This is a genomic window from Pumilibacter intestinalis (assembly GCF_943193005.1).
Lineage (GTDB): Bacteria > Bacillota > Clostridia > Christensenellales > Pumilibacteraceae > Pumilibacter > Pumilibacter intestinalis.
The window spans coordinates 84,007-110,226 of the sequence record NZ_CALPCH010000008.1; the positions used below are offsets into that span (position 1 = coordinate 84,007).

Here is a 26,220-nt window from a genome sequence, read left to right on the forward strand (position 1 = left end):
TCTCCAAACATTTGACTTAAACGCGCTAAAATGGTATTATTGTTCTATTCGAATTCGAGGGTTGAAATGAAATATCGCGACACGCTCAAAATTAACGAACAGGGACACCTTGCCATAGGCGGGGCGGATTGCGTTGCCCTTGCCGAAAAATACGGCACGCCTTTGTACGTTATGGACGAAGAGCACATACGCACCGTTTGCCGCGGATACAAAAAACTCCTTGATACGCGGTACGCTAATTCCCGCATACTTTATGCCTCCAAAGCGTTCGCCGCTCTCGCCGTATACGGCATAGTGCACAGCGAAGGTCTGGGAGCGGACGTCGTTTCGGGCGGCGAGCTTTATACCGCGCTCAAAGGCGGAATGCCCGCAGAGGAAATTTATTTTCACGGCAACAACAAATCGCGCGACGAACTCGAATTCGCCGTGAAAGAAAACGTGCACGCCGTTGTGGTCGACTCGTACTACGAAATAGAAACTTTAAGCGAAATTGCGAGCAAATTAGGCAAAACGCAAAAAGCGCTCGTTCGCGTAAATCCCGGCATAGACGCGCACACGCACCGTTTTATACAAACCACGCGCACCGACAGCAAGTTCGGTTTTTCTATTGCGGACGGGAGCGCACTCGCAACGATAAAAAAAGTTTGCGCAACAAAAAATCTTCGATTTATAGGATTGCACTGCCATATAGGGTCGCAAATATTCGAACAAAAGCCGTTCGAACTTGCCGTTGAAAAGATGACCGATTTTATTTCGGCACTAAACAAAGAGAATATATCGGTTGAAGAACTCGACCTCGGCGGAGGATACGGGGTAACGTATACCGACGACGACAAACCGCTCGAGCCGCATCAATACGTAAGCATAATAATCGACAAACTCGACGAATGCCTAAAGCACAAAAAAATCGCGCCACCCAAACTCATTCTCGAACCGGGGCGTTCGATAGTGGGTGAAGCCGGCATAACTTTATATACAGTGGGCGCGATAAAAGAAATCAAGGACATGAAAAAGTATATCGCGGTAGACGGCGGCATGTTTGAAAATCCGCGCTTTGCTTTATATCAGAGCAAGTACGCCGCCGTGCTCGCAAACCGCGCCGCGGAAAAAGCGACCGAGAAAGTTACGGTTGCGGGCAAATGTTGCGAAAGCGGCGATATACTCATAGAAGATATCATGCTTCCCAAAGCAAAATCGGGAGATTTGCTCGCGGTTTTTACTACGGGCGCATACAACTATTCCATGGCAAGCAACTATAACCGCAATCCCGTACCGCCCGTAGTGCTGGTAAACAACGGAGAAAGCGACTACATAGTAAAACCTCAGAGTTACGAAGATATCATTTCACGCGACGCCATACCGCCGCGTTTGGGAGCGAACAAATAAGTGCTTTATTCTAATTTCAACATTGCCGATATCTTAATCGTTGCGCTTGTGGTGCTTATCTCTATGATACTGCACGAGCTTGCCCACGGTTACGTTGCTTTATGGAATGGCGACGCAACCGCCAAAGTAAACCGACGGCTTACGCTCAATCCGCTTGCGCATTTCGATATAATCGGATTTTTCATGCTCATGACGGTAGGTTTCGGTTACGCCAAGCCCGTTCCCGTAAACCCGTATAATTTCCGACACCAAAAACGGGGCATATTTACGGTGGCAATCGCGGGCGTTACGGTAAACCTCGTTCTCGCATTCTTCTCTTCGGGTTTGATGTTTTTGTTCGGTTGGCTCATGGTAAAATTCCCGGGCGGGATAAACGTATTGAGTTATTTTTTCGCGTTTTTCCAATATATGGTTTTGGTTAACCTCGGACTGTTCTTCTTCAATCTTTTACCAATTCATCCGCTCGACGGGTTCAGAGTTATAGAGGCGTTTACGAGATACAACAACAAAGCAGTGAGGTTCTTTCGCAATTTCGGACAGTACATTTTGCTTGCGCTTGTGGGCATAAGCATATTGGCCGATATATTCGGTTTGCCCATTTGGTGCGACCCGCTCGGAGCATATATATTCTATGCCCGAAACGGTGTTTACAAACTTTTCGGCAGTTTTTGGGGACTGTTTTTCTAAAACTTTTACGGACGAATTATGGCTGAAAACACTGATAACAATATAATACAAACCGCCGAGCTTCCCGAAGGGGAAGAAATAAACGAGGCGTCTTACAAAGTCAAGCTCGAGTCTTTCGAAGGTCCGCTCGACCTTTTGTTGCACCTCATAAAAGCCGCCAAGATAGAAATAAAAGACATTTTCGTATCGCAGATTACCGAGCAATACATAGAGTATATAAACGATATAAAAGAGGTGGATTTGGAGAACGCGTCCGAATTCATCGAAATGGCGGCGTGGCTCATAGAAATAAAGTCCAAATCGCTGTTACCCAAGCCGCAGGAAGAAGTTCCCGAGGAAGAAGACTCCGAAAAACAGCTCATACAGCGTTTGGAAGAATACAAGCTGTATAAGGAAGCCTGCCAAAAGATGAAAGAGCAGGAAACCGTGGGAATACATTTCCGCAGTCCCGACGCGAGCGTGGGCGAGCCGCGGTTCGTACTCAAAGATATGACAATGGAAGGACTGATGAAAGCACTGCGCAAAATGTTTCTCAAGATGGAGAAACGCAGTATAACTCAAAAAGAGCGGCATATAACTCTCGACAGGTTCACCGTAGCCGAAAAAATGTCGCACATAAAAGATTTCATGCTTTTGAGAGATACCGCCACATTCGACGAGCTGTTCGAAGACGATTACTCCAAAAGCGAAATAATCACAACCTTTCAGGCTTTGCTCGAACTCCTCAAATTACAGTTCGTGAAAGCCGAACAACAAGAAATTTTCGGCGAAATTCTTCTAAAGAAAGTAGCTTAACATAATTTATCGCAAAGGAAAGAAACATGCAGATAGAATTACTCGATGAAATTATTGAAGCGTTGCTGTTCGTATCCGGCGACGGCATAAGCGTATCCGAAATAGTCAACCTGCTCGAACTGCAAAACAGCGAGGTAAAGCAGTCGATTACGCGGCTTAAGAAAAAATACGGCGGAAAGTGCGGTATTCATCTTCTCAATTACAACGGCAAAGTTCAATTCGGTTCGAACCCCGCGTATTCGGACGTGATATCCTGCGTGTTAAATCCCATAAAAGAAAAGGAACTCAGCACCGCCGCGCTCGAAACCGTTGCCATAGTTGCGTATAAACAGCCCGTAACGCGTTTGGAAATAGAGCAGATACGCGGAGTGAATTGCGACTACGCGGTTCAAGTGCTGCTCAAGCACAACCTCATAGAGGTGGTGGGGCGCAAGGACGTTGTGGGAAAGCCGCTTTTGTTCGGCACTACCGACGCTTTTCTCAAACGCTTCCAAATAGAGAGCGTGGAACAGCTTCCCGACTACGAGCAGTTGCTTGCGAGCATAAAGGTTTTGGAAGAGGGCAACAAAGCCAAACCCGAAGAGGTGAGCCTTTATAACGAATTCGAACTGCCGCCCGAGGAAAGCGAGCCCGAACTTCCCGAAGAGGAAACGCCCGATTTCCTTGCCGAAGAAACGGATTTGCAAAAAATAGAATAACCGCATAAAAAAATCCAAACCGAAAAAGACTAACAGCGTATGTTGGTCTTTTTTGCCGTTTTGATACTCGCGTTAACTCTTGTGGTAATTCACATAAGGGTAGGCGTTAATTTTTACCTCGACCTGTTCGGAAACGACGGTTTTATAAAAATATATATTTTCGGTATCCGCGTTTTCAAAGCCGCGGTACATTTCGAGCACAGCGCGAGCAATACGAACAACTTGATTATAGAACACGGCAAGAAAACGGGCAAAATACACCTTAACACCGATACCAAAGATAAAAAATCCATAGCAGCAATGATGAAAAATCCGGCGTTTTCTAACGTGCTCGTGCAAAAGGTGTCGGCGCATTTCACCGTGGGGAGAACGAACGACTCGTTCTTTACGGTTGCGCTGTTGCAAACTTTCAGAGTGCTTTTTTACGCGGTTATGGCTGTGATAAAGTGTCGATACGACGTGAAAATAACCGAGTCGTTTACGCCCATATACAATCGCGACGTACTGCAGGTGGATTTTATAGGCATAATAGGCATTTCCATTGCAGATATTATAGTTAGTCTTGCGGGCTCGAAATTGAAAAAACAGCCCCGAAAGTTAAAGAAGCAGGAGGTTGCTAAAATATGATTTTACAAAATAACGAACATCCGGTAGAACGGGTAATGGACAATGCGTTTACCAAAATACGCACTTTGGTGGACGCCGACACCGTGATAGGCAATCCGGTAATAACCGCCGACGGAGTAAGCATTATTCCGCTTAGCAAAGTTACCATGGGATTTTTGACGGGCGGCGGCGAATACAGCGATATGGCGCAACAAAATCTTTCGGAGTATCCGTTTGCCGGCGGCAGCGGCGCGGCGGTATCGGTAGCTCCCATAGGATTTTTGGTGAGCGACGGCAAGAGCGTAAAAATAATCAAAATGGACGACAAAAACCCGTTCGATAAGATATTAAATCTTATTCCCGAAGTAGTTGACGGTTTGTTCGATAAAGAGGATTGCAAGAAAAAATGAAAGGCACGGCGATAAGACTGGTATCTTTTGCCGTTTTGCTCGCGTTGCTTGCCGGCATAGTCGCGCAATCGTTTAAGGCTTTCGCCGAAGACAAAGCGTTTACGCACGCACAGTGCATGGCGGTGATAGAGTGCGGAACGGGAAGACTGCTTTATTCCAAATCACACGAAACCAAACGCCCCATGGCGAGCACCACGAAGATATGCACGGCTATTACCGTACTCGAAAACTGCGACGACTTACAAAAAACAATCACAGTACCCGACAAAGCGGTGGGAGTGGAAGGTTCTTCCATTTATTTACAAAAAGGCGAAAAAGTAAAGATAATCGACCTTTTGTACGGGCTTATGCTTCAGTCGGGAAACGACTGCGCCGAAGCTCTCGCGATAACAATCGGCGGCAGTTTGGAGGACTTTGCCGCGCTCATGAACGAAACGGCGAAAAAAGCGGGTGCGAAAAACAGTAATTTCGTAACTCCGCACGGACTGCACGACGACAATCACTACACTACGGCTTACGACCTCGCGCTCATCACCGCTTACGCTTTCCGCAATCCTGTGTTTGCCGAGATTGTGAGCACCAAAAAGCATTTGATGCCGTGGGAAGGGCGCGACTATCCGCGCGTTATAGTAAACAAAAACAAGATACTTTCCACCTATGAAGGCGGCGACGGAGTGAAAACGGGCTTTACCAAAAAGGCGGGCAGGTGTCTTGTTTCGAGCGCAACGCGAGGCGGCATGCGTGTTATAGCGGTGGTGCTCAACTGCGGACCGATGTTCGAGGACTGCGCCGCGCTCATGGATAAGGCGTTCGCCGAGTATTCGCTCACCGAGATTGTGGGCGAAAAACAAATCGAATGCGCCGTGAAAGTGAAGGGCGGAAAGCAACCCGAAGCGCGAGCAACCAATCTAAACGCGTTGTATTATCCGCTCAAAGAATGCGAAAAAGAAGATATAAAATGCGAGGTATCGGCTACCGATACGCTTAACGCGCCCGTATCGAACGGGGCGGAATGCGGAAAATTTTGCGTATATCTTAAAAATCAGTTGCTTTTTGAGGAAAAATTATATACTATTGATAGTGTTGCCGAACTTGATTTCAAAGACAAACTAAACGACTTAATCGAGGCTTGGTAAAATTTCTTAAAAAGCGAGCGAAAAATTGAGGATTAACAAGTATCTCGCCGAATGCGGTTTTGCCAGCCGCAGAGCGAGCGAGAAGATAATAACCGACGGCAGAGTAAAAATCAACGGAAAGACGGTAACCGAATTTGCCGTATCGGTGGAAGAAGGCGATTTCGTAACGGTGGACGGAAAACGCGCCGAGCCGATACACAAACATATTTACCTTATGCTCAACAAGCCCAAAGGCTGTATAACCACCACGAGCGACGAAAAGGGCAGAAAAACCGTAATGGATTTGCTCGGCAAAAAGTTCGAGGGCAAGCGCATTTTCCCCGTAGGCAGACTTGACTACGACACCGAAGGGCTGTTGCTGCTCACCACCGACGGGGACCTTTGCAACCGCATATCTCACCCGCGCAACGAGATAACCAAAACGTATATTGCCAAAATCGAAAACGAGGTTTCGGAAGACGAACTCAACAATATACGCGGCGGCGTAATACTCGACGGAGTGAAAACAAAACATTGCCGCGTTTCGGTGCTCGAATTCGACGGCAAAATAACTCGGCTCGAGGTTGTGATTAGCGAGGGCAGGAACAGGCAGGTGCGCAGAATGTTCGAAACCATTAACCGCGAGGTAATATTCTTAAAGCGCGTAGGCGTGGGAGAACTCAAGCTCGGCGGCTTGGGACGGGGAGAATGGCGCGAACTCAAACCCAAAGAAATCGAGTACCTTAAAAAGGTATAAAAAATACTTTGAAATCATTGAAAATGCAGGCTGTAAACGCTTGTATTTTTTTTGTGATTACGCTATAATAATATTGTGGAAATTTTGGACTTTTAATCGGAATATCTATTTGGAGGCTTAAAATGAGTAACGCGATTTTTACAGAACTTACGAAAAACGCGGAAACGGCGACGAAAGAAATAATGAAAACGGTTTCGGCGATAGTCGACGAAAATTCTTTCGTGGAAACGGACAAATTTATTTGCGGAAACACCGATTTGGGCGAAGCTGTAGGCGAGGGAGTCGTAGGCGGCTTTGCCCATATTTTTGACGTTCGCGTAGGGCTGTTCGCAACAAATCCCAAAGTGCTCAAGGGCAGCATAGGAAAGGCGAACGCGAAGAAGATAGTCAAAATAATCGACTCGTCGGTTAAAGCGGGATTGCCCGTTGTGGCAGTGCTCGACACGCAGGGTGCGCGTTTCGGCGAGGGTATAGACGCCATGGAAGGATACGCGGAGATTTTCGCCGCTCTTTCCGACGCTTACGGCATAGTTCCCACCGTTACGGCGGTGAAAGGCGCGGACTACGGATTATCGAGCTATTTCTGCGCCGTGTCAGATTTGTGCGTGGCGTTTGCGGGCGCGCAAATAGCAACGTCGAGTCCGCTTATTCTCGCGGGCAACGGAAAAGACGACCCCGCGAAAATTTGCACCGGCAAACTGCTCGGCGAAACGTCGGACGTGGTAACCAACGTAGTGGCAAATGAAAAAGAGCTTAAAACCGTTATATCGTCGTTTTTGTCGGCTGTAACCGAACCCGTTAAGCAAACTGCGGATAATCCCAACCGCACGGCCAAAGCGGCGGCATTGAAAAAGTGCGACGATATGTTGAAAGAAATTTTCGACGCAAACAGCAAATTTGCGGTAAGAGAAGGTTTCGCAAAAGAGGTTTATACCGGTTTTGCCCGTATGGACGGCATTGCGGTGGGATACGTTGCTGTCGACGGAAAACTCACCAAAGAAGGGGCGGGCAAAATAACCGAACTGCTCAATACCTGCGAGTCGTTCTCGCTTCCCGTAATAAATTTGGTTAACTGCGACGGAGCGGAAAGTAGCTCGGCTTCGGACGGAGCTACAATTCGCGCGGTATCGGATATGATGTTTACTTTCAACAGCCTTTCCGTGCCCAAACTCGCGCTCGTATACGGCAACGCCATAGGGCTGGGATACACCGCGTTTGCGGCAAAGAGCAACGTGGATTATTCGGTTGCTTGGACGGATGCGAAAATAGGAACGGTGAGCGGGGAAGCGGCGGCGCAACTACTTTACGCCGACGAAATATCCAAAGCCAAAAACAAAGCGCAAGCCGCGGCAAAACTCGCTACGGCGTATGCGGAAGAAAATTTGCTTGCTCCCGCCGTTGCCAAAAAAGGATATCTCGATAACGTAATCGAGCCTGCGCTCAGCCGTCCTTATCTCATTGCCGCGCTTCAAACTTTTATGAGCAAGGAGCACTGAAATGACAAACACGTTATTTGCGTTCAAACTGTTCGAGTTCCAAATGTCGCTCGGCGACGCCGCAATAATAGCCCTGCTCGGCTTGCTCATAGTGTTTGCTGTGCTTGCCGTGCTCGTAGGTCTGCTAACTGCGTTTAAGGCGATATTCAACATTAAAATAGCGAAAAAGAGCGATACCGCCAAGCAGAGCGTAGCCGCTCAAAACGACTCCGCCGACGATTTCGACGAAATAGTTGCCGCAATATCGGCGGCTATCGCGTGCATGAACGAACAAGACGGCGAAACGGCTTCTGCGCCGTTCGTTATAAAAAGCATTACTCAAATAAAATAAATTTCCGAGGGAGGAGACTCAATTATGCGTAAATTCAATGTAACTGTAAACGGTAAGACCTATGCGGTGGAAGTGGAGGAAACCGAGGGCGGCGCACAAGCCCCCGTGTCGGCGGCTCCCGTTGTTGCCGCGCCCAAGCCCGCAGCCGCGGCAGTGCCTGCCGGCGGAACCAAGCTCAACGCTCCCATGCCCGGACTCGTGCTCAAACTTAACGTAGCGAACGGCGCGACGGTGAAAAAGGGCGATAAACTTTTGGTTCTCGAAGCCATGAAAATGGAAAACGATATAGTTTCTCCCGCCGACGGCGTGGTGGCTTTTGCCGTAAAACAGGGCGATAACGTAGAAACCGGCGCGGTTTTGGCGTCGATAAACTAACGGAGAGATTTCTATGAACATAATAGAAATGCTCAAAAGCCTATGGCAAAGCACGGGATTTGTGCAAGGAACGTGGCAAAACTACGTTATGATACTTGTATCTTTCGTACTGTTTTATCTTGCCATAGCTCGTAAATTCGAGCCGCTCCTTTTGCTTCCCATAGCTTTCGGCATGCTAATGGTAAACATTCCCGGAGCTGCCGACGTACTGTTTTTCAAAGGCTACGGAAGCGGCGCGGCGCACACTCTCGAAGAGAGCGAAAGCGCTACGGGCGGACTCTTTTACTATTTGTATCAGGGCGTAGACAAAGTTATATATCCGCCGCTCATATTCCTCGGAATAGGAGCAATGACCGATTTCGGACCGCTGATTGCGAACCCCAAAAGTTTGCTTATTGGCGCGGGCGCACAGCTCGGCATATTCATTACCTTTTTCGGAGCTATTTTGCTCGGATTTAAGGGAGCGCAAGCCGCGTCAATCGCTATAATAGGCGGCGCGGACGGTCCGACCGCAATATATCTGAATCAGCAGTTGTCGCAAATGTTCGACGGTGCTTTGGCTTCGGGTGACAAGGTGGGCGAACTGTTGCCGGCAATAGCCATTGCCGCATACAGCTACATGGCGTTGATACCCGCCATACAGCCGCCCATAATGAAACTGCTCACCACCAAAAAGGAACGCGCTATTCGCATGGAACAGCTTCGTCCCGTGTCCAAAAAGGAAAAAATCATTTTTCCCATAGTCGTGGTTTGCCTTGTGGCTATAATATTGCCGCAAGCGTTGCCGCTCGTGGGTTGCCTTATGCTCGGCAATCTCTTGAAAGAAAGTACCGTAACCGAACGCCTTGCAAAGACCGCAAGCAACGAACTTATAAACATAGTTACGATAATACTCGGGCTCATGGTAGGCGCGAAGGCTATAGGACCTACTTTCCTTAAACCTCAAACGCTCGGCATTATCGCGCTCGGACTCATAGCTTTCTCGCTCGGAACGGTGGGCGGCATACTCGTTGCGAAAATAATGAACGTGCTTTCGGGCGGTAAAATCAATCCGCTTATAGGTTCGGCAGGCGTGTCCGCCGTTCCCATGGCGGCTCGCGTATCGCAAAAGGAAGGACAAAAATACGACCCCGACAACTATCTTTTGATGCACGCAATGGGTCCCAACGTAGCCGGCGTTATAGGAAGCGCGGTTGCGGCGGGCGTACTGCTTGCAATACCCTGGTAAGCATATCCGCAATATAAGGAGAATTTATTATGGCAAAAGTCAAAATCATGGAAACGATACTGCGCGACGCGCACCAATCGCAAGCTGCAACGCGCATGTCTATAGACGAAATGCTTCCCGCGTGCGAGAAGCTGGATAAAATAGGTTACTACGCGCTCGAAGCTTGGGGCGGCGCAACCTTCGACTCGTGCTTGCGTTATCTCAACGAAGACCCGTGGGAAAGATTGCGCAAACTCAGAAAAGCGTTGCCCAACACCAAATTGCAAATGTTGCTTCGCGGTCAAAACCTGCTCGGCTACAAGCATTACGCCGACGACGTGGTAGACAAATTCTGCGAAATGTCGGTAAAGAACGGCATAGATATAATCCGTATTTTCGACGCGCTCAACGACCCGCGCAACATGCGCCAAGCCATAGAGAGCACCAAAAAGCACGGCGGCACGGTTGAAGCGGCGTTTTCTTACACCACGAGCGAAGTGCACACCGTAGATTACTTTGTGGACCTTGCCGTAGAGCTCGAGAAAATGGGAGCGGATATCATCTGCATAAAGGACATGGCAAACCTTTTATTGCCGTATACCGCATACGAGCTTGTGAGCCGCTTGAAAGAAAAGGTGAAAGTGCCTCTGCATTTGCACACGCACAACACGGCGGGCATAGGCGATATGACCAATCTCAAAGCCATAGAGGCGGGTTGCGATATAGTAGACACCGCGCTTTCTCCGCTCGGCAACGGAACGAGTCAGCCCGCAACCGAGCCGCTCGTAGCCACCTTAAAGGGCACGGAATACGATACGGGCATAGACCTTACCGCTCTTAACGAACTTACCGTATATTTCAAAAAAGTTGCGGAACGCCTTACGAAAGACGGTTTCTTGAGCCCGCAAGTTCTCAAAGTGGACGTAAACGCGCTCATATATCAAGTACCCGGCGGAATGCTCAGCAACCTTATAAGTCAGCTTAAGCAGCAGGGCGCGTCCGACAAGTTGCTCGACGTGCTCGAAGAAGTTCCCAGAGTACGCGCCGACCTCGGTTATCCGCCGCTCGTTACGCCTTCGAGCCAGATAGTGGGCACGCAAGCCGTTCTCAACGTGGTTACGGGCGAACGCTACAAAATGGTAACCAAAGAAACCAAGGGCATGCTCACGGGCGAATACGGCAAACTGCCCGTAGAACCCAAAGCTCAGGTAATCAAAAAGATAATAGGCGACGCAGAGCGCATAACCTGCCGTCCCGCCGATAAAATCGCGCCCGAGCTCGACGCGTTCCGCAAAGAAATAGAAAACTATATCGAGCAGGAAGAAGACGTGCTCACTTACGCGTTGTTCCCGCAACTCGCTTTGCCCTTCTTCAAGAGAAGAAAAGCCGCCAAATACGGCGTAGACGAAACCGTGTTCGAAAAGAATTCGCCCGTTCATCCCATATGAGAATTCTTCTCACCAACGACGACGGCATAGACGCGATAGGACTTAACGCGCTGTATAACGCGCTCAAAACGGAGCACGACTGCACTGTGGTTGCGCCCGACGGAGAGCGCAGCGCGAGCAGTCACTCTCTCACCATACACCGCGATTTGTCTTTTCGCAAAACCGAAACGGGGTACGCGGTGTCGGGCAGTCCTGCGGATTGCGTAAAACTCGGCATATTGCATTTATTGCCCGAGCCGCCCGACTTGGTGATATCGGGTATAAACAACGGGTCAAATCTCGGCTCGGATATTATGTACAGCGGTACGGTTTCGGCGGCTCTCGAAGCGGCGTATTTGGATTTTCGCGGCATAGCCGTAAGTCTTTCGTCTCACAACGCGCCACGAGAATTTTACGATAAAGCCGCAGAGCTCGTTTTGCAAAATCTCGAAAAGTGGATTTCTTTGCCGATAGGCTCGCAAACCGTGCTCAACGTAAATTATCCCGTTAAAGCTCCGTACATAGGCATGAGATACACCAAAGCGGGTATCAATCTTTACAACGACCGATTTGTGGACGGCGAAATTGCGGGCACGGTAAGGCTGAAAGGGATTGCCGTGGCTCACGATAAAAACGACGAAGACTGTGACGTGGAACTCATTAAAAAGGGTTACGCCACGGTAACACCGCTCAAACTCGACCGCAACGACTACGAATGCCTTTCCGCGTTGCAAAGGCTTGAAAAATGTTAAACCGTTTCGACGTAATTATAATAGGAGCCGGTGCCGCCGGACTTGCGGCTGCCGGCTTTATTAAAAACCGTTCCGTATGCGTTTTGGAACGCAACGAAAAGTCGGGCAAAAAATTGTATATAACGGGCAAGGGAAGATGCAACGTAACCAACGATTGCCTGCCCGCCGACTTTCTCGGTTCGGTGGTTACAAATCCCAAATTTTTGTATTCGAGCGTTTACGGATTTACTCCCGCCGATACAAAAGAGCTGTTGCGAGCGCACGGAGTGGAAACCAAAACGGAACGGGGCAACAGAGTGTTTCCCGTTTCGGACAAGGCAAGCGACGTAATAAAAGCGTTGTACGCTCACGCGCAAAGCTCGGGAACGCGTTTCGTATTCAACGAGCGCGTAAAAAGCGTTAAGCACGACGACGGAAAGTTTACGGTTACCGCGCAAAACGAACAATACGTTTGCGATAAACTGCTTATCGCCTCCGGTGGCAAAAGCTATCCCGCCACGGGAAGCACGGGCGACGGTTACGCGTTTGCAAAAAGTTTGGGGCACAATATAGTATCTACTCGTCCGTCGCTTGTGGATATGAACACCGAACAAAACGTATCCTCTCTTGCGGGACTTACTCTGAAAAACGTTTGCGTAAAAATCGAAGCGGACGGCGCGAAATACTCGCAGTTCGGCGAAATGCTGTTTACGCACAGCGGCGTGAGCGGACCTACAATACTCAGGCTGTCGGCTTACGTAAACCGTTACTCTCCGCCGCTCAAACTTTATATAGACTTAAAGCCCGCGCTCGACGAAAATACGCTCGATAAACGCGTTACCGAGGACTTTGCCGCAAACGCCAACAAACAGCTCAAAAACTCGCTCGACGCGCTGTTACCCAAAGCCATAATAGATACGGTGCTTGCGCAAAGCGGATTACAAACGGACAAAAAAGTAAATATTATTACGGTACGGGAGCGTGCGCAACTCGTGCATACGCTTAAAAATCTCCGCTTCGATATCACATCTCTCGGCTCGTTCGAAAACGCAGTAGTCACTGCGGGCGGCGTAGACGTGAAAGAAATTCATCCCAAAACAATGGAGAGCAAACTCGTAAAAAATTTATACTTTGCGGGCGAAGTAATAGACGCGGACGCGCTGACGGGCGGTTACAATATCCAAATAGCCCTCTCCACGGGTTATGCGGCGGCGAAAGCCATAAACGAAGGAGAACGATAAAATGTATTTTGCCATTCGCGGAGCTACCACGGTAAGCAAAGACGACAAGCAAGAAATAATAAGCGCGACCGAAGAACTGATTTCGCAAATCATAGCGAGAAACGGACTTAACGGCGAAAATTGCCGATATGTTTCGCTCATTGCAAGCACCACCGTCGATATCCGCTCTTATTATCCCGTGCGAGCGGTGCGGGAAAGCGGACTGCTCGGCGCAGTACCTTTGTTCAGTTGCATTGAGCCCGATATAGACGGCTCGTTGCCGTTGTGCATAAGAGTTATGCTTACGGCGGATATCCCTAATTCCGAAAGGGAAATAAAGCACGTTTATTTGAGAAACGCCGCGAAACTCAGACCGGATATTTCGGCACAATAACAACGATACGGAGAAAAACGAAATGAACATAGCCATAGACGGACCTGCCGGCGCGGGTAAAAGCACTATAGCCAAACGGCTCTCGGGAGAGCTCGGCTTTTTATATCTCGACACGGGCGCAATGTATCGCGCAGTCGCGCTCGCAATGCTCGGCAAAAACGTGCCCGCAGATAACGAAAGCGAAGTTGCGAAAGTGCTCGAAACCGCCGATATAGACATACGCTACGAAAACGGAAAGCAAAAAGTGTTTCTCGGCGGCGAGGACGTAAGCGAGCGCATACGAGAGCACTCGGTATCCAAAGCCGCGAGCGACTTTTCGGCTCTTCCTTGCGTAAGGCTCAAAATGGTGGAGCTTCAGCGCGAAATAGCGGGCAAAACCGATACGATATTAGACGGCAGAGACATAGGCACATACGTATTGCCCAAAGCCGAAATCAAGTTCTTTTTGACGGCTTCGGTTGAAGAACGGGCGCGGCGCAGATATGCCGAACTCAAGGAAAAGGGGGCGGACTGCACCCTCGACGGAATACGCAAAGATATCGAAACGCGCGACTACAACGACTCGCACCGCGCATTCGCGCCGCTTAAAAAAGCAGACGACGCCGTGGAAATAGACACCACGGGCATGAGCATAGACGAGGTTGCGAAATTTATGCTCGGTATAGTAAACGGGAAACTTAAATGAGAAGATTTTACGGATTTATAAGGGGCGTGTTTTATCTGCCCTTTAAGCTACTGTATCCCACCAAAGTGCTCAACAAGCGCAACATGCCGCGAACGGAAAGACTTATTTCGGTTAGCAATCATTTTTCGTGGAAAGATATTCCGGTGCTCGCTATAAACGTGCCGGGGTATCGCAGATTTATCGCAAAAAAAGAGATAGGCAAAAACAAGCTCGTGCACAAGCTCGCCGATATGCTCGGAGTAATCTTTATCGACCGCGGCAAAGCGGATATGAAAGCCATACGCGAAAGCATAAACGCGCTTAAAGCTGGTGACGGCATAGCTATCTTTCCGGAGGGAACGCGCCACGCCGAGCAAGACAGTTCTTTGCAGGAAATAAAAGGCGGCGTAACTTTGCTCGCCATTAAGGGCAACGCTCCCGTAGTTCCCATGATAATAAACAAAAAGGAACGCATATTCCGCCGCAACTATATTTACGTCGGCGAGCCGTTCGACCTCGGGGAATTTTACGGCAAACTGCTCGACGCCGACACCATTGCCGCGGCAAGCGACAAAGTTGCCTTGCACATGCAAAAGGCGAAAGAGGATATGGCGGTTTTCATAAAAGAAAAGCGTTGGAAACAACAAAAAAAGGAACGCAAAGCGTTTCTTAAAAACGAAAGACGCATGAACAAAAGAGCAAAGAAAGATTATGCGGCTTACAAACGGTCACGCAAAAAATGCAACTGATTTTCGCAAAAAACATAGGCTTTTGCTTCGGAGTGCAAAACGCGGTAAACATAGCCGAAAAGGCGGGCAACGCCTACACGTACGGGCACATAATCCATAACGAGCACGTTATAGAGAAACTGCGCTCGGGCGGCATTACGGCAATTGAGGACTTAAGCGGATTAAAAGCGGGCGACACGCTTATACTCCGCAGTCACGGCGCACCCAAATCAGTATACGAACAGGCGGAAAAAGCAGGCGTAAAACTCATAGACGCAACTTGCCCGTTCGTAAAGAAAATACACGATATAGTGCGCGATATGTCGCAAAAAGGTTACCGTATAGTAATAGCGGGCAAAGCGTCGCACCCCGAAGTAATAGGCATAAGAGGGTGGTGCAAAGACAGCGTAGTTGTAGACGAAAAAAGCGATTTATCCGCCCTTACCGATTACGACAAGATATGCGTAGTGGCGCAAACAACATCGGACATTGAAAATTTTTCCGCTATTATAAAAAAAATTGTCAAACTGCCGTTAAAAACAGTTGAAATCTTTAACACAATTTGCTATACTACTATCAGGCGGCAAATCGAAGCCGAACGCTTGGCGGCGGTTTGTGACGCGATTGTGGTTATAGGAAGCAAAACCAGTTCCAATACGAACAAATTATTCGCTATCTGCGCGGCAGTGTGTGAGAATTGCTATCTTATCCAAAACGCTGCCGAATTACAAAATATCAATTTTAGTCCCTATGCCGCAATCGGAGTAACGGCAGGGGCGTCAACTCCGTCGGAGTTGATTATGGAGGTAAAGGAGTATATGAGTCAACAGTTTGAAGAGGTTCAGAACAAGGAATTTATCGAAGCGGTAGAAGAATCTCTTATGAGCTACAAAGAGGGCAAACGCGTGAAAGGCACTGTTATCGGCGCAGACGAGAAGGGCATTCACGTAAACATCGGCGGCAAGAAAGACGGTCTTGTTCCGAAAGACGAAGTTGTTATCGAGGGAGAATACAACCCCGCGGATTACGCCGAGGGCACCGAGATAGAAGCTATCATCATCAGTAAACAAGATACGGAAAGCGGCTGCGTACTCCTTTCCAAAAAGCGCGTAGACCAAATCAAAGAAGGCGACAAAATCGTTGAAACCATTCGCAACGGCGCGGTGTTCGAACTCGTTGCGGACAAAGTTACCAAAGGCGGATTGCTCGGAAAGCTCGGAACGTATACCGTGTTTATTCCCGCGTCGCAGATACGCGAAGGCTTCGTGAAAGACCTTAAGCAATACGTAGGCAAAAAGTTGCGCCTCACCGCTCTCGAAATAGAGGACGACGAGAAGCGTCATAAAATAGTAGCTTCGCAAAGAAAAGTTTTGGAAGAAGAAAGAAAGGAACGCGAAGATATATTCTGGGCGAACGTTCAACCCAACGTTATCGTACACGGCAAAGTTAAGCGCGTTACCAATTTCGGCGCGTTCGTATCGGTAGACGGTTTCGACTGCCTTGCGCACATAGTCGACCTTTCGTGGAACCACATCAAAAAAGTGGAAGACGTGCTTACCATAGGCGAAAGCTACGATTTCCTCGTGCTCGCCGTAGACCGCGAGAAAGGAAGAGTTTCGCTCGGTTACAAGCAGCTCCAACAGCATCCGTTCATTAAGTGCATAGAAGAGCACCCCGTCGGCAGCATATGTCACGGAAAAGTTGTAAGCATAGTGCCTTTCGGCGCGTTCGTTGAGCTTGCCCCCGGAGTGGAAGGACTTGTGCACGTAAGCGAAGCGGCGCACACCTTTGTAAAGAACATAAACGAGGTTGTGAAAGTAGGCGACGAGGTAGACGTTATGATACTTGCCGTAGACGAAGCGGCTCGCAAAATAACGCTCAGCATAAAGGCCTGCTCGCCCGACGAAAACGCCGGCGAAGAAAAAGCTACCGGCGAAGCCAAAGAACCGCGTGCGGACAAAAAGCCCAAACGCGCAAAATCGGCAAAACCCGAAACCGAAGACGGCGGCAGTCAGTGGAACGAAGATATCGTAAACAATCCGTTCGCCGACCTTCTCAAAGACCTCGGCGAAGACAACAACTGAAAATAAACTTTAAGAATTGCGGCGTGTTATGCGCCGCTTTTTCTATTCAAATGTTTTACTTTTAGCCCCGAATATAGTATAATGGTTGAGTAACCCACGATAAAGCGTTTGGAGGTACCGATTGGAAAAATTCTATGCGATTTGCCCTTTCTGCAAAAAGAGTATTTTCGTAGAGGCGAATTCGGACGGCGAATACGTTTGTTCGGTATGCGGACAAACGCTCGATACCGAATATTTGCGCAATAACGATTACGTAATAGACATAACCGCGGCGGACGAAGAGTATAACGCCGCTCAACAGTATTTCATAAACGCCGATTTCAAAGAAGCGGAAACTCATTTTGCAAAAGTTTTAGGATATCACCGTAATCATTATCTTGCCGAATACTACCGTGCGCTTTGCGAAATTTACGAGAACGAGCAAAAAACGGATTTCGACGTTCCCAAACGCTTGGTTTCCGCTATAGTAAATTCGGTGGAAATGCTCGGCTTATGTCAGGCAAACATACAGGCTCGAATAGATTTTTTGATATCGGTGCTAAATCAAGCCAACATAATCCTTTCGTCTTATTTCAACCGAATATACGATAATTACGAAAAAACCGAGATGTGGGATATACTGCGCGACAAGTGCCTTTTAATAGCCTCGGCGGTAAAAGACGTGGCGAATATAGACAAAGAGCAACTCATGGTATTCGAACAGTCTATAGCGAAATCGCTCGTAAGTATTGCCGATATTGGCATATGCGCTTGCAGAAAGATAGTCGAAAGCCATTTGATAAACGAAAAGATACTCGATTTGCCTACCGATTATCAGCACGAACGCGCAAAATCGTATTACGGGATTTTATTGTATTACGCGTCTTCGCTCGACCCGAGTTACGGCGCGAACGAATACAAGCCCGACTACACGGCAAACTTACTGTTCAATCAAAACACCATAACCAAACTCAACCGCTACAATTCGGAAAACAAAGCCGCGCATAAAAAGTATTTGTCTACGCCGGGCGAAGCGCTCGAAGATTTTCGCAAGAGCGCGAAAACGGCAATAAAATTTTCGTATCACACCTGTTTCGGGAATTTATCGGCGCAACAGACCGACCAAGCGAGGATTGCGCTTATAAACGACTCCGTATCGTTTTGTTTCGAGCTTTTATCGCCGCGCATATATATCGACCGCGACAAAAAGATTGTCGTAGACGTATATTCGCATGCCGATTCGAAAGATATTGCCGTATTCGCGGACAAATTTCTAAACGAATTTTGCGAATACAATTCCAAACTCACAGCCGACTACGTAAATAAGTTTTATATGTCGCTCCACGAAAAGGCGAAATATCATTATACATCGGTTTACGCCGAATATAACAAGATAGTGGATAAGCTGAAAGACGCGCAAAATAGCGAATACCGCTATTACAAAAACTTTTTGCACAACATGATATACGCTTGCGCGCTTGCGCTTACCGATACTCTTTCGTTTGTTAGTCATCCTATTGGCGAGCGGCTCAAAACGCTCAAACTCGGCAAGCAAATCACCGACGAATTTCTTTTGCTAAACGACTACAAAGTGGAAGAACTGGAACAATCGGCGAAATATTCGGACGTGCTTGATATATTCAATGCGTTCGACAGGAGTATAGAGGAGCTGTCCGCAAGAAAGTAGTCGGCATATCGGTTTTCGAAAATTCATATAATTATGTATGATTTTCGATTTGCACAACGACTTGCCCACAGGCAAGCTATCAAATAAGGATAAAAGACTCGAATATGTAAACACATCCGACGACGTAATATACGCGTTTTGGACCACCGAGCTGAGCGACGCGACAGGATTTATACGAAACGGCATAAACGAATTGTTTTCGGCAAATCAAGCGTTCGCCATAGAAGACCTCGGCTTTGCAAACCGTTTGGACGTTGAAACAATATGCGATATAAAACCGTATTACTGCGGGCTTACGCACAACGGCGACAACGCTCTTGCCGGCGGTGCACTCGGACACGGTCGTTTGACGGTGTTCGGAAAAGCTACGGTGAATAGGCTGAACCGCGCCGCTATAGCGATAGACTCCGCGCATCTGAACCGAGAAAGTTTCTTCGACGTAGCGAACGCAGCCTACAGGCTGATAAACACCCACACGGGCTTAAATTCACTGTGCGAACACCCGCGCAACCTCACGGACGAACAGGTGAAACTCATACTTTCGCGCGGAGGGATAGTGGGGCTTACCGCGGTGCGCGATTTTATAGGCGGCAACAGCTCCGCGGACTACATTCGGCTCATAGACGGGTTCGTGCAAAAGTTCGGAATAGACGGAGCTTGCATAGGAACCGATTTTCACGGAACAGAGCCGCTCGAAAATTTACGCAATTACGACGATTTCGAGCAAATAGAATACGCGCTCGAAAACCTCGGATACGAGAGCGCGGACGTGCGCAAAATATTTTACGATAACGCAAACAACTATTTCAAATACAGGAGATACAATCCAAATGAAACACGACACTTATGAAAATCCGCTTATTTCACGGTACGCCTCCAAAGAAATGTCCGAAATTTTTTCGGACGATAAAAAATTCGGACTTTGGCGCAGTTTGTGGATAGCTCTCGCGGAAAGCGAAAAAGAACTCGGTTTGCCAATAACTCAAAGGCAAATCGACGAAATGAAAAAATATCGCAACGATATAAATTACGAGGTTGCGCAAGCTCGCGAAAAAGAGGTGCGCCACGACGTTATGAGCCACGTGTTCGCGTTCGGAACTCAAGCTAAAGAAGCTATGCCAATAATCCATTTGGGCGCGACAAGCTGTTTCGTTACCGACAACGCCGAAATACTCATACTCAAAGAAGCTCTCGAACTTATAAAAGCAAAACTTGTTGCGGTAATGCAAAAACTCAAAAAGTTTGCGCTCGAATACAAAGATATGCCCGCGCTCGGATTTACGCACTTGCAACCGGCGCAACTCACGACGGTAGGCAAACGCGCCTCGCTGTGGCTTCAAGATTTATTGATGGACTACGAAAACCTCGAGCACCTTTTGCGCACCGTTAAGCTCCGCGGAGTAAAGGGCACAACGGGAACGCAGGCGAGCTTTCTGAGTTTGTTCGAAGGCGACGGCGACAAGGTGGACAAGCTCGAAAAACTCGTTACCGAAAAAATGGGACTCGAAAAATCCTACGGAGTGACAGGGCAGACCTATCCTCGCAAATTCGATTACAACGTAACGGCAGTGCTCAGCATGATAGCTCAAAGCGCGTACAAATTTGCGGGCGACTTGAGAGTTTTGCAGAACATGAAAGAAATGGAAGAGCCGTTTGAAAAGTCACAAATAGGGTCGTCGGCTATGGCGTATAAGCGCAATCCCATGCGTAGCGAAAGAATGTGCGCACTCGCGCGTTTCGTTGTTTCTACGCCCGTTAACGAGGCCATGACGGCTTGTACTCAATGGTTTGAAAGAACACTCGACGACAGCGCAAACAAGCGTATAACACTCGCTCAAGCCTTTCTCGCGCTCGACGGAGTACTCAATCTTTACAACAACATTACCGAAAACATGGTTGTTTACGATAAAATCATACGCAAACACATCATGGCGGAACTTCCGTTTATGGCAACCGAGGAAATACTTATGGCGTGCGTAAAGGCAGGGGGCAACCGTCAGGAATTGCACGAAAAGATACGCGAGCACTCCATGGAGAGCGCGCGACTCGTAAAAACCGAAGGCAAGGAAAACGACCTCATAGACCGCATAAAAGCCGACGCCGCGTTCAAAGCGATACACGGCAAAATAGACGGCATTCTCGCTCCCGAAAACTTTACGGGAAGGGCGGCTCGTCAAACCGAAAAATTCATTGCCGAAGAAATCGACCCCGTACTCGAAGCGAACGAAAAGTATCTGAATATTTCGGCTCAAATAAACGTTTAGCCCAAAGCTACGTCCATAAGCATCATAACAATAAATCCCGCTATGCAACCTATGGCGGCAAGGTTTTTGTTTTCTCCCGCGGCTTCCGGAATGAGTTCGCTCGCAACCACGGCTATCATTGCGCCCGCCGAAAACGACAGGCAAAAGGGCAGGGCGGCATTTATGGCGGTGCACAGGAAATAGCCTATCATAGCTGCTATAGGTTCTACAAGTCCGCTGAATTGTCCGCACAAAAAAGCTTTTCGGCGGCTCACGCCGTCGCGCCTGAGCGGCAACGCCACCGACGCGCCTTCGGGAAAATTTTGCAGTCCTATGCCGAGCGCAAGTATCAGCGCACCCAAAACCGTACTGCCGGGAGTGCAAGCCGCAGCCGCGCCGAACGCAACGCCTACGCTCATGCCCTCGGGAATATTGTGCAGAGTTATGGAAGCAACTAAAAGTATACTGCGTTTTTTGCTTTTGTTTTGTTCGTCGTTTTGCATGCGAACGGTTTTATCGAGCAGTTTGGCCGCTCCTATCACAAACAAACCGCCTGCCGCAAAGCCTACGCACGGAAACAGCCAGGGAAGATATCCGAGCTCCGTGCCCAAATCTATGGCGGGCGAAAGCAAAGACCAAAACGAAGCCGCTATCATTACACCAGCGGAAAAGCCCATAAGAGCGTTCATTACCCGCGCGTTTACCTTTTTGAAAAAGAACACGAGCGACGCGCCGAGCGCAGTGACAAGCCAACAAAAAACCGACGCTATCAGTGCTAACCAAACCGTCGGTATGTTTTCCAATAAATCCATTTCGTTTCTCCGTTAGTAACCGATAAAAAGACTTTTACGCCTTATTGCCAGTGTATGACAAAATCCGCTCGAATGTTAATTATGCGTAAAATGCCTCGGATACTATTGACACGAAATCGAATACCATGTTAAAATAATATGCGGAGGTAATATGGCTAAAATTCTATTGTCTAAATTAAAAGAAGCATTGTTGTCCGTATTACCGATAACGCTTATAGTTCTTATAATATCGTGCACTCCGCTCGTTAATCTAACGATAACCGAAATAGCGGTTTTTGCGGTGTCGGCGGTGTTTCTTATAGTGGGAATAGGTTTGTTCAATCTCGGGGCAGACCTTGCAATGACTCCCATGGGCGAGCACGTAGGCTCGGGTCTTACCAAATCCAAAAAATTGAAAATTTTGCTTTCGGTTTGTTTCGTTATGGGACTGCTCATTACCATAGCCGAACCCGATTTGTCGGTACTTGCAAAGCAGGTTGCCGAGGTTATGAACGGAACTTTGCTCATTGTTACCGTGGGTTTGGGCGTGGGCTTATTTTTGCTTATCGCCGTACTTAAAATAGTTTTCCGCAAAAGTCTTTCGTCGCTTTTGATGTTCTTTTACATGATGCTTTTCGCTTTCTGCGCTATCATGATAGGAAGCGGCAAATTCGATTTCGTTCCGCTCGCTTTCGACTCTGGCGGCGTAACCACAGGTCCTATCACCGTGCCGTTTATAATGGCTCTCGGCGTGGGCATTGCAAACACCATAGGCGGACGGGACGCGAGCGAAAACAGTTTCGGACTTATCGCGCTGTGCTCTATAGGACCTATGATAGCGGTTATGGTGCTTTCGCTCACCACAAAAGGCGGGCTTACCTACGCTTTGCCCGACTATTCCATGGAGTCCAATTTCGGAATGAATTTCCTTTGGGTGGTGCTCGAAACCGTGAAAGAGGTGGCTATCGCGCTTGCGCTCATAGTTGCGTTTTTCCTTATTTTGCAATTCACCGTTCTTAAACTGCCCAAACGCAAGCTGATGCAGATAGGCGTGGGAATAGCGTATACTCTCGTTGGTTTGGTGATTTTCCTTACCGCCGTTAAAGTGGGTTTCATGCCCGTAGGCTTTAAGCTCGGAAAAGAAATAGCCGAAACCAACAAAATATTCGTTATTGTTCTGAGTTTTGTTTTGGGCATGGTGGTTGTTTTGGCAGAACCCGCCGTGCACGTACTCAACAAACAGGTAGAAGAAATTACGGGCGGGGGAGTTACCAAACTGCAAATGTTGCTCGCGCTCTCCATAGGCGTGGGCATATCCATAGGGCTGTCGGTAATTCGTATCATATTCGGATTTTCCATACTTTACTATCTTATACCAGGATATCTGCTTTCGCTCGGGCTTTCGTTCTTCGTTCCCAAACTCTATACGGCTATAGCGTTCGACTCGGGCGGAGTTGCCAGCGGACCGCTCACGTCGAGCTTTATTTTACCGCTCGCAATAGGCGCGTGCGCAACTATCGCGGGCGAGGCAAGCGTATTGAGCCTTGCTTTCGGAGTTGTGGCAATGGTTGCCATGACCCCGCTTATAACAATTCAGGCACTCGGTTTCAAAGCCGTAACGTCGGCAAAGGTACGCCAAAGAATTACAATGAAGCGTATACTTTCCGCCGACGACGAACAAATCGTTTACTTTGAATAACGGAGGGTAAGCCATGACCGAAAAACGCGAAGAAAGAAAAGCCAAGCGCAAAGAGAAAGCCGCGGCGGTAAAAGAAAAAATAAAATCCGCCGTAGAAAAGCGCATTACAAAGCAAACAAACCCCAACGCCGTTACTCAAAACCGCCTTGAACTGCTTATAACGGTGGTGAGCAAGAGTAAAGCCGAATACTATCTCGATTTGATACAGTCGTTTGAAGTTAACATGCAGTTTTTGGCGCTCGCCCGAGGCACGGCAGACGAAAAGATGCGCAGTTATATAGGACTGACCGATTCCGACAAAGCGGTTATTTTCAGCGTTATTCAGGAAAAGAAAGTACCCGACGCAATGCACATGCTCGAAGACAAATTCGACACCATAAAAAACGGCAAAGGCATTGCGTTCACCGTGCCGTTCAGTAGCGTTATAGGTACTCTAATATACGGATTTTTAAGCAATAACCGTATGGCGGTAAAGGAGACGAAATAAAATGGATAAAAAAAGCTCGTTCGAACTGATACTTTGCATAGTAAACACAGGCTTTTCCGATATAGTAATGGACGCCGCCAAAGAAGTCGGAGCACGCGGCGGCACGGTTATACACGCGCGCGGCACGGCAAACAAAGAGGCGGAAGAAATATTTCACATCACCATACAGCCCGACAAAGAAATAGTCATGATACTTGTATCGTCGCAAATAAAAGACGACGTACTGCATGCCATATATAAAACCGCAGGACTGAAATCCGAAGGGCAAGGCATAGCGTTTTCGCTTCCCGTAAACAACGTGGTCGGGCTTTCGGGCGGAATTAAAATCCCGCAAGCCGAAGAGCAACGCATGGATAACATTTGATAGGGAATTTCATCGCATAAACAAATAGACGAATTTTACCGTAATGTAAGAAAAACGCCGCTTATGCGCGGCGTTTTTCATAGGGATTAAAGCAAGGACGATAATCAGTCCTTGCTTTTTTAGTACGGTTATGCTATAATGATTGTACTATAAACAGTAATTTAACGTAGTGAAATTAAAAAAGAATATATAAAGTAAGATAAATCAAACGACTACAAACACAAGTAAAACTATGAATACTATATGGTCGAAATATATACAAGGCGCACAGACTTTGTATTACAGTCGCAAGTTGCGGTTTGATGATAAATTCGCAAGCGAGTACAAAGAGTTATTCGGTTTAGACGAAACAAATCAACTGAAAATTCTTGAAATAGGTTGCGGTTCGGGTGCGCTTGCAGGCTCGCTCGCACGTTGGTATCCAAATGCCGAGATAATCGCCATTGACCGCGACGGCGAATTTATACGCTTTGCCAAAGAACACGAAACAGGCGTAACTTTTATCGAAGCCGATATTGCCGCATTACCGTTTGCAAATGAGAGCTTTGACGTTGTGATTTCAAACACCGTTTGCGAGCATATAGAACATTCCGTATTTTACAAAGAGCAACTGCGCGTATTGAAACCGAACGGAATTTGTTTGGTGCTTTCTTCGCGTAAAGGCATAACGGTTGCGCCCGAATGCTACGTGCAAAACGATTACGAAAAAGAGTTTTGGCAAAAAGCGGAACAATTCGATAACGCCGTTGAAAAATACGGCGTGGGTAAATATTATCTGAACGAGGCGAAATTGCCTGCCGCTATGGAACGATACGGATTTAAGAGCGTTAAAACGGGATATATCATAGCAAATTTAACGCCCGATAATCCCGATACTGCGCCCGAATTTGCCCGTGCGATAATCGACGCCGCCAGGTATGCGGCAATCGAATCGATAGAATCGGTTGAGTATTCTATGCCCGAATGCTTTTCAAATCGAGAAATAGCCGAAATGAAACGCATTGTAAATAATAAGTATGATACCCGCATCAATCAATATGACAACAACGAAAAGCAATGGGATACGACCGTATCGGTAACTATGGTATTGCGCGGAATTAAGCCGAATGTAACGGAGATTTGCAAAACAGCATCAAAAGTGATATAATGAGATTATATATAAGAAATATCCGGAGATTGATATGAAAGATAAAGAAATGACTTATGAAGAAAAGTTGAACGTAATGGAAAAATTCGGTCTGCAAAAAGAATGGGCGAAGTGGGAATTGAAACAGGAAAACGAATATTTTGCCGTTCTTCCCTCTTTCCGCTTTTTGAAGCCGATTAGCGACCACCTTGAATTTCATAGGGGCGGTTTTGCAAATATGATAAAAAAATACATAGAGCAAGGCGTCCTTGACGAAAGGTTTCCCGAAGTATCCGCGCTGATAAAAGAAGGCGCTTCGATAGGAAGCATAGAAAAATTTGCGTTTGAAAGAGTGCAAGAAGCCGTCGAGTGCATTTTGTACCAACTCGGCGACCAGGAGTGCGCAGAATGCGCAGACGTGTTTGACGAGATAGATTGTTCAAAAATAAAAAAGATGCGCCTTATGGAAATCAATGACGACGGAACGCCGACAGGTCGGCGCGCCGTTGAGCTTCACGGAAAAATTCCGTTTTCCGATATGGAAGATTGACCGTGTTGAAATAATATCGCTATATGCAGTAAGAAAAAATTCGAGAAATAATATTATGGATTGTATCGAAGTATTCAGACAAGCTGAAAAAGAAATTGCGGAAAGCGGAAAACTCAGTCTGACCGCACGGCGAAAAATTTGGCAGACTATGGGCGAAATCGAACCGCGCGACCGCGACTCTAT

The 26,220-nt window shown here is 47.7% G+C and carries 28 protein-coding genes; 27 read left to right on the forward strand and 1 reads right to left on the reverse strand.

What is annotated here, in order from left to right:
* The first annotated feature begins 66 nt into the window (after window positions 1-66).
* The 22 genes from lysA to purB all read left to right on the forward strand — a co-directional run bounded on the left by lysA (window position 67) and on the right by purB (window position 21,041).
* Window positions 67-1,386 (forward strand): diaminopimelate decarboxylase, encoded by a 1,320-nt coding sequence (gene lysA, locus NFR55_RS05585; RefSeq protein ID WP_251547136.1) that lies wholly within the window; start codon window positions 67-69, stop codon window positions 1,384-1,386.
* Window positions 1,387-2,073, forward strand: coding sequence for a site-2 protease family protein (locus NFR55_RS05590; protein WP_251547138.1), 687 nt, complete (start codon window positions 1,387-1,389; stop codon window positions 2,071-2,073). It abuts the gene before it with no gap.
* An 18-nt stretch (window positions 2,074-2,091) separates the two neighbouring features.
* On the forward strand, window positions 2,092-2,868 hold the full coding sequence (locus NFR55_RS05595) for a segregation and condensation protein A (protein ID WP_251547140.1): 777 nt from the start codon (window positions 2,092-2,094) through the stop codon (window positions 2,866-2,868).
* Window positions 2,869-2,894: 26 nt separating this feature from the next.
* The gene (gene scpB / locus NFR55_RS05600) at window positions 2,895-3,566 is read left to right on the forward strand and encodes an SMC-Scp complex subunit ScpB (RefSeq protein WP_251547141.1); all 672 of its coding nucleotides are present in this window, start codon (window positions 2,895-2,897) and stop codon (window positions 3,564-3,566) included.
* Between the two features lie 39 nt (window positions 3,567-3,605).
* Entirely contained in the window at window positions 3,606-4,193 is a 588-nt protein-coding gene (locus NFR55_RS05605) for a hypothetical protein (protein WP_251547143.1), read from the forward strand.
* The gene (ytfJ, locus tag NFR55_RS05610) at window positions 4,190-4,582 is read left to right on the forward strand and encodes a GerW family sporulation protein (RefSeq protein ID WP_251547145.1); all 393 of its coding nucleotides are present in this window, start codon (window positions 4,190-4,192) and stop codon (window positions 4,580-4,582) included. The genes NFR55_RS05605 and ytfJ overlap by 4 nt, the downstream gene beginning before the upstream one ends.
* Window positions 4,579-5,718, forward strand: coding sequence for a D-alanyl-D-alanine carboxypeptidase family protein (locus NFR55_RS05615; RefSeq protein ID WP_251547148.1), 1,140 nt, complete (start codon window positions 4,579-4,581; stop codon window positions 5,716-5,718). Before ytfJ ends, NFR55_RS05615 begins: the two co-directional genes overlap by 4 nt.
* A gap of 25 nt (window positions 5,719-5,743) precedes the next feature.
* On the forward strand, window positions 5,744-6,454 hold the full coding sequence (locus tag NFR55_RS05620) for a pseudouridine synthase (protein WP_251547153.1): 711 nt from the start codon (window positions 5,744-5,746) through the stop codon (window positions 6,452-6,454).
* A gap of 122 nt (window positions 6,455-6,576) precedes the next feature.
* Window positions 6,577-7,950, forward strand: coding sequence for a carboxyl transferase domain-containing protein (locus tag NFR55_RS05625; protein ID WP_251547155.1), 1,374 nt, complete (start codon window positions 6,577-6,579; stop codon window positions 7,948-7,950).
* 1 nt (window position 7,951) lies between these two features.
* Window positions 7,952-8,281, forward strand: coding sequence for an OadG family protein (locus NFR55_RS05630; protein ID WP_251547157.1), 330 nt, complete (start codon window positions 7,952-7,954; stop codon window positions 8,279-8,281).
* A gap of 24 nt (window positions 8,282-8,305) precedes the next feature.
* Window positions 8,306-8,656: a biotin/lipoyl-containing protein gene (locus NFR55_RS05635; protein ID WP_251547159.1), complete on the forward strand. Its 351-nt coding sequence runs from the start codon at window positions 8,306-8,308 to the stop codon at window positions 8,654-8,656.
* Window positions 8,657-8,669: 13 nt separating this feature from the next.
* Complete coding sequence (locus tag NFR55_RS05640; RefSeq protein WP_251547161.1) at window positions 8,670-9,884, forward strand: sodium ion-translocating decarboxylase subunit beta; 1,215 nt, start codon at window positions 8,670-8,672, stop codon at window positions 9,882-9,884.
* 29 nt (window positions 9,885-9,913) lie between these two features.
* A complete protein-coding gene (locus NFR55_RS05645; RefSeq protein ID WP_251547164.1) occupies window positions 9,914-11,311 on the forward strand; it encodes an oxaloacetate decarboxylase subunit alpha in 1,398 nt (465 codons plus the stop codon).
* Complete coding sequence (gene surE / locus NFR55_RS05650; RefSeq protein ID WP_251547172.1) at window positions 11,308-12,042, forward strand: 5'/3'-nucleotidase SurE; 735 nt, start codon at window positions 11,308-11,310, stop codon at window positions 12,040-12,042. Before NFR55_RS05645 ends, surE begins: the two co-directional genes overlap by 4 nt.
* Complete coding sequence (locus NFR55_RS05655; RefSeq protein WP_251547174.1) at window positions 12,036-13,262, forward strand: BaiN/RdsA family NAD(P)/FAD-dependent oxidoreductase; 1,227 nt, start codon at window positions 12,036-12,038, stop codon at window positions 13,260-13,262. Before surE ends, NFR55_RS05655 begins: the two co-directional genes overlap by 7 nt.
* A gap of 1 nt (window position 13,263) precedes the next feature.
* Complete coding sequence (gene aroH, locus NFR55_RS05660; protein WP_251547177.1) at window positions 13,264-13,635, forward strand: chorismate mutase; 372 nt, start codon at window positions 13,264-13,266, stop codon at window positions 13,633-13,635.
* Window positions 13,636-13,657: 22 nt separating this feature from the next.
* The gene (gene cmk / locus NFR55_RS05665; RefSeq protein WP_251547179.1) at window positions 13,658-14,320 is read left to right on the forward strand and encodes a (d)CMP kinase; all 663 of its coding nucleotides are present in this window, start codon (window positions 13,658-13,660) and stop codon (window positions 14,318-14,320) included.
* A complete protein-coding gene (locus tag NFR55_RS05670) occupies window positions 14,317-15,048 on the forward strand; it encodes a lysophospholipid acyltransferase family protein (RefSeq protein WP_251547181.1) in 732 nt (243 codons plus the stop codon). Before cmk ends, NFR55_RS05670 begins: the two co-directional genes overlap by 4 nt.
* A complete protein-coding gene (locus tag NFR55_RS05675; RefSeq protein WP_251547183.1) occupies window positions 15,039-17,111 on the forward strand; it encodes a bifunctional 4-hydroxy-3-methylbut-2-enyl diphosphate reductase/30S ribosomal protein S1 in 2,073 nt (690 codons plus the stop codon). Before NFR55_RS05670 ends, NFR55_RS05675 begins: the two co-directional genes overlap by 10 nt.
* A 121-nt stretch (window positions 17,112-17,232) precedes the next feature.
* The gene (locus NFR55_RS05680) at window positions 17,233-18,777 is read left to right on the forward strand and encodes a TFIIB-type zinc ribbon-containing protein (RefSeq protein WP_251547185.1); all 1,545 of its coding nucleotides are present in this window, start codon (window positions 17,233-17,235) and stop codon (window positions 18,775-18,777) included.
* Window positions 18,778-18,814: 37 nt separating this feature from the next.
* A complete protein-coding gene (locus NFR55_RS05685) occupies window positions 18,815-19,627 on the forward strand; it encodes a dipeptidase (protein ID WP_251547187.1) in 813 nt (270 codons plus the stop codon).
* A complete protein-coding gene (purB, locus tag NFR55_RS05690) occupies window positions 19,608-21,041 on the forward strand; it encodes an adenylosuccinate lyase (protein WP_251547189.1) in 1,434 nt (477 codons plus the stop codon). Before NFR55_RS05685 ends, purB begins: the two co-directional genes overlap by 20 nt.
* Here purB and NFR55_RS05695 read toward each other — a convergent pair.
* The gene (locus NFR55_RS05695) at window positions 21,038-21,832 is read right to left on the reverse strand and encodes a ZIP family metal transporter (protein WP_251547191.1); all 795 of its coding nucleotides are present in this window, start codon (window positions 21,830-21,832) and stop codon (window positions 21,038-21,040) included. The two genes, purB and NFR55_RS05695, sit on opposite strands and share 4 nt — an antisense overlap.
* 151 nt (window positions 21,833-21,983) lie before the next feature.
* Between NFR55_RS05695 and NFR55_RS05700 the strand changes: the two genes are divergently transcribed.
* From NFR55_RS05700 to NFR55_RS05720, 5 genes are all read left to right on the forward strand, one after another.
* Window positions 21,984-23,510: a DUF1538 domain-containing protein gene (locus NFR55_RS05700; RefSeq protein ID WP_251547193.1), complete on the forward strand. Its 1,527-nt coding sequence runs from the start codon at window positions 21,984-21,986 to the stop codon at window positions 23,508-23,510.
* A gap of 13 nt (window positions 23,511-23,523) precedes the next feature.
* Window positions 23,524-23,997, forward strand: coding sequence for a hypothetical protein (locus NFR55_RS05705; RefSeq protein WP_251547195.1), 474 nt, complete (start codon window positions 23,524-23,526; stop codon window positions 23,995-23,997).
* Between the two features lies 1 nt (window position 23,998).
* Window positions 23,999-24,361 (forward strand): P-II family nitrogen regulator, encoded by a 363-nt coding sequence (locus NFR55_RS05710; RefSeq protein ID WP_251547197.1) that lies wholly within the window; start codon window positions 23,999-24,001, stop codon window positions 24,359-24,361.
* Between the two features lie 232 nt (window positions 24,362-24,593).
* Entirely contained in the window at window positions 24,594-25,508 is a 915-nt protein-coding gene (locus NFR55_RS05715) for a class I SAM-dependent methyltransferase (RefSeq protein ID WP_251547199.1), read from the forward strand.
* Between the two features lie 34 nt (window positions 25,509-25,542).
* Window positions 25,543-26,037, forward strand: a complete 495-nt coding sequence (locus NFR55_RS05720; protein ID WP_251547201.1) for a hypothetical protein — start codon at window positions 25,543-25,545, stop codon at window positions 26,035-26,037.
* Window positions 26,038-26,220 lie beyond the last annotated feature (183 nt).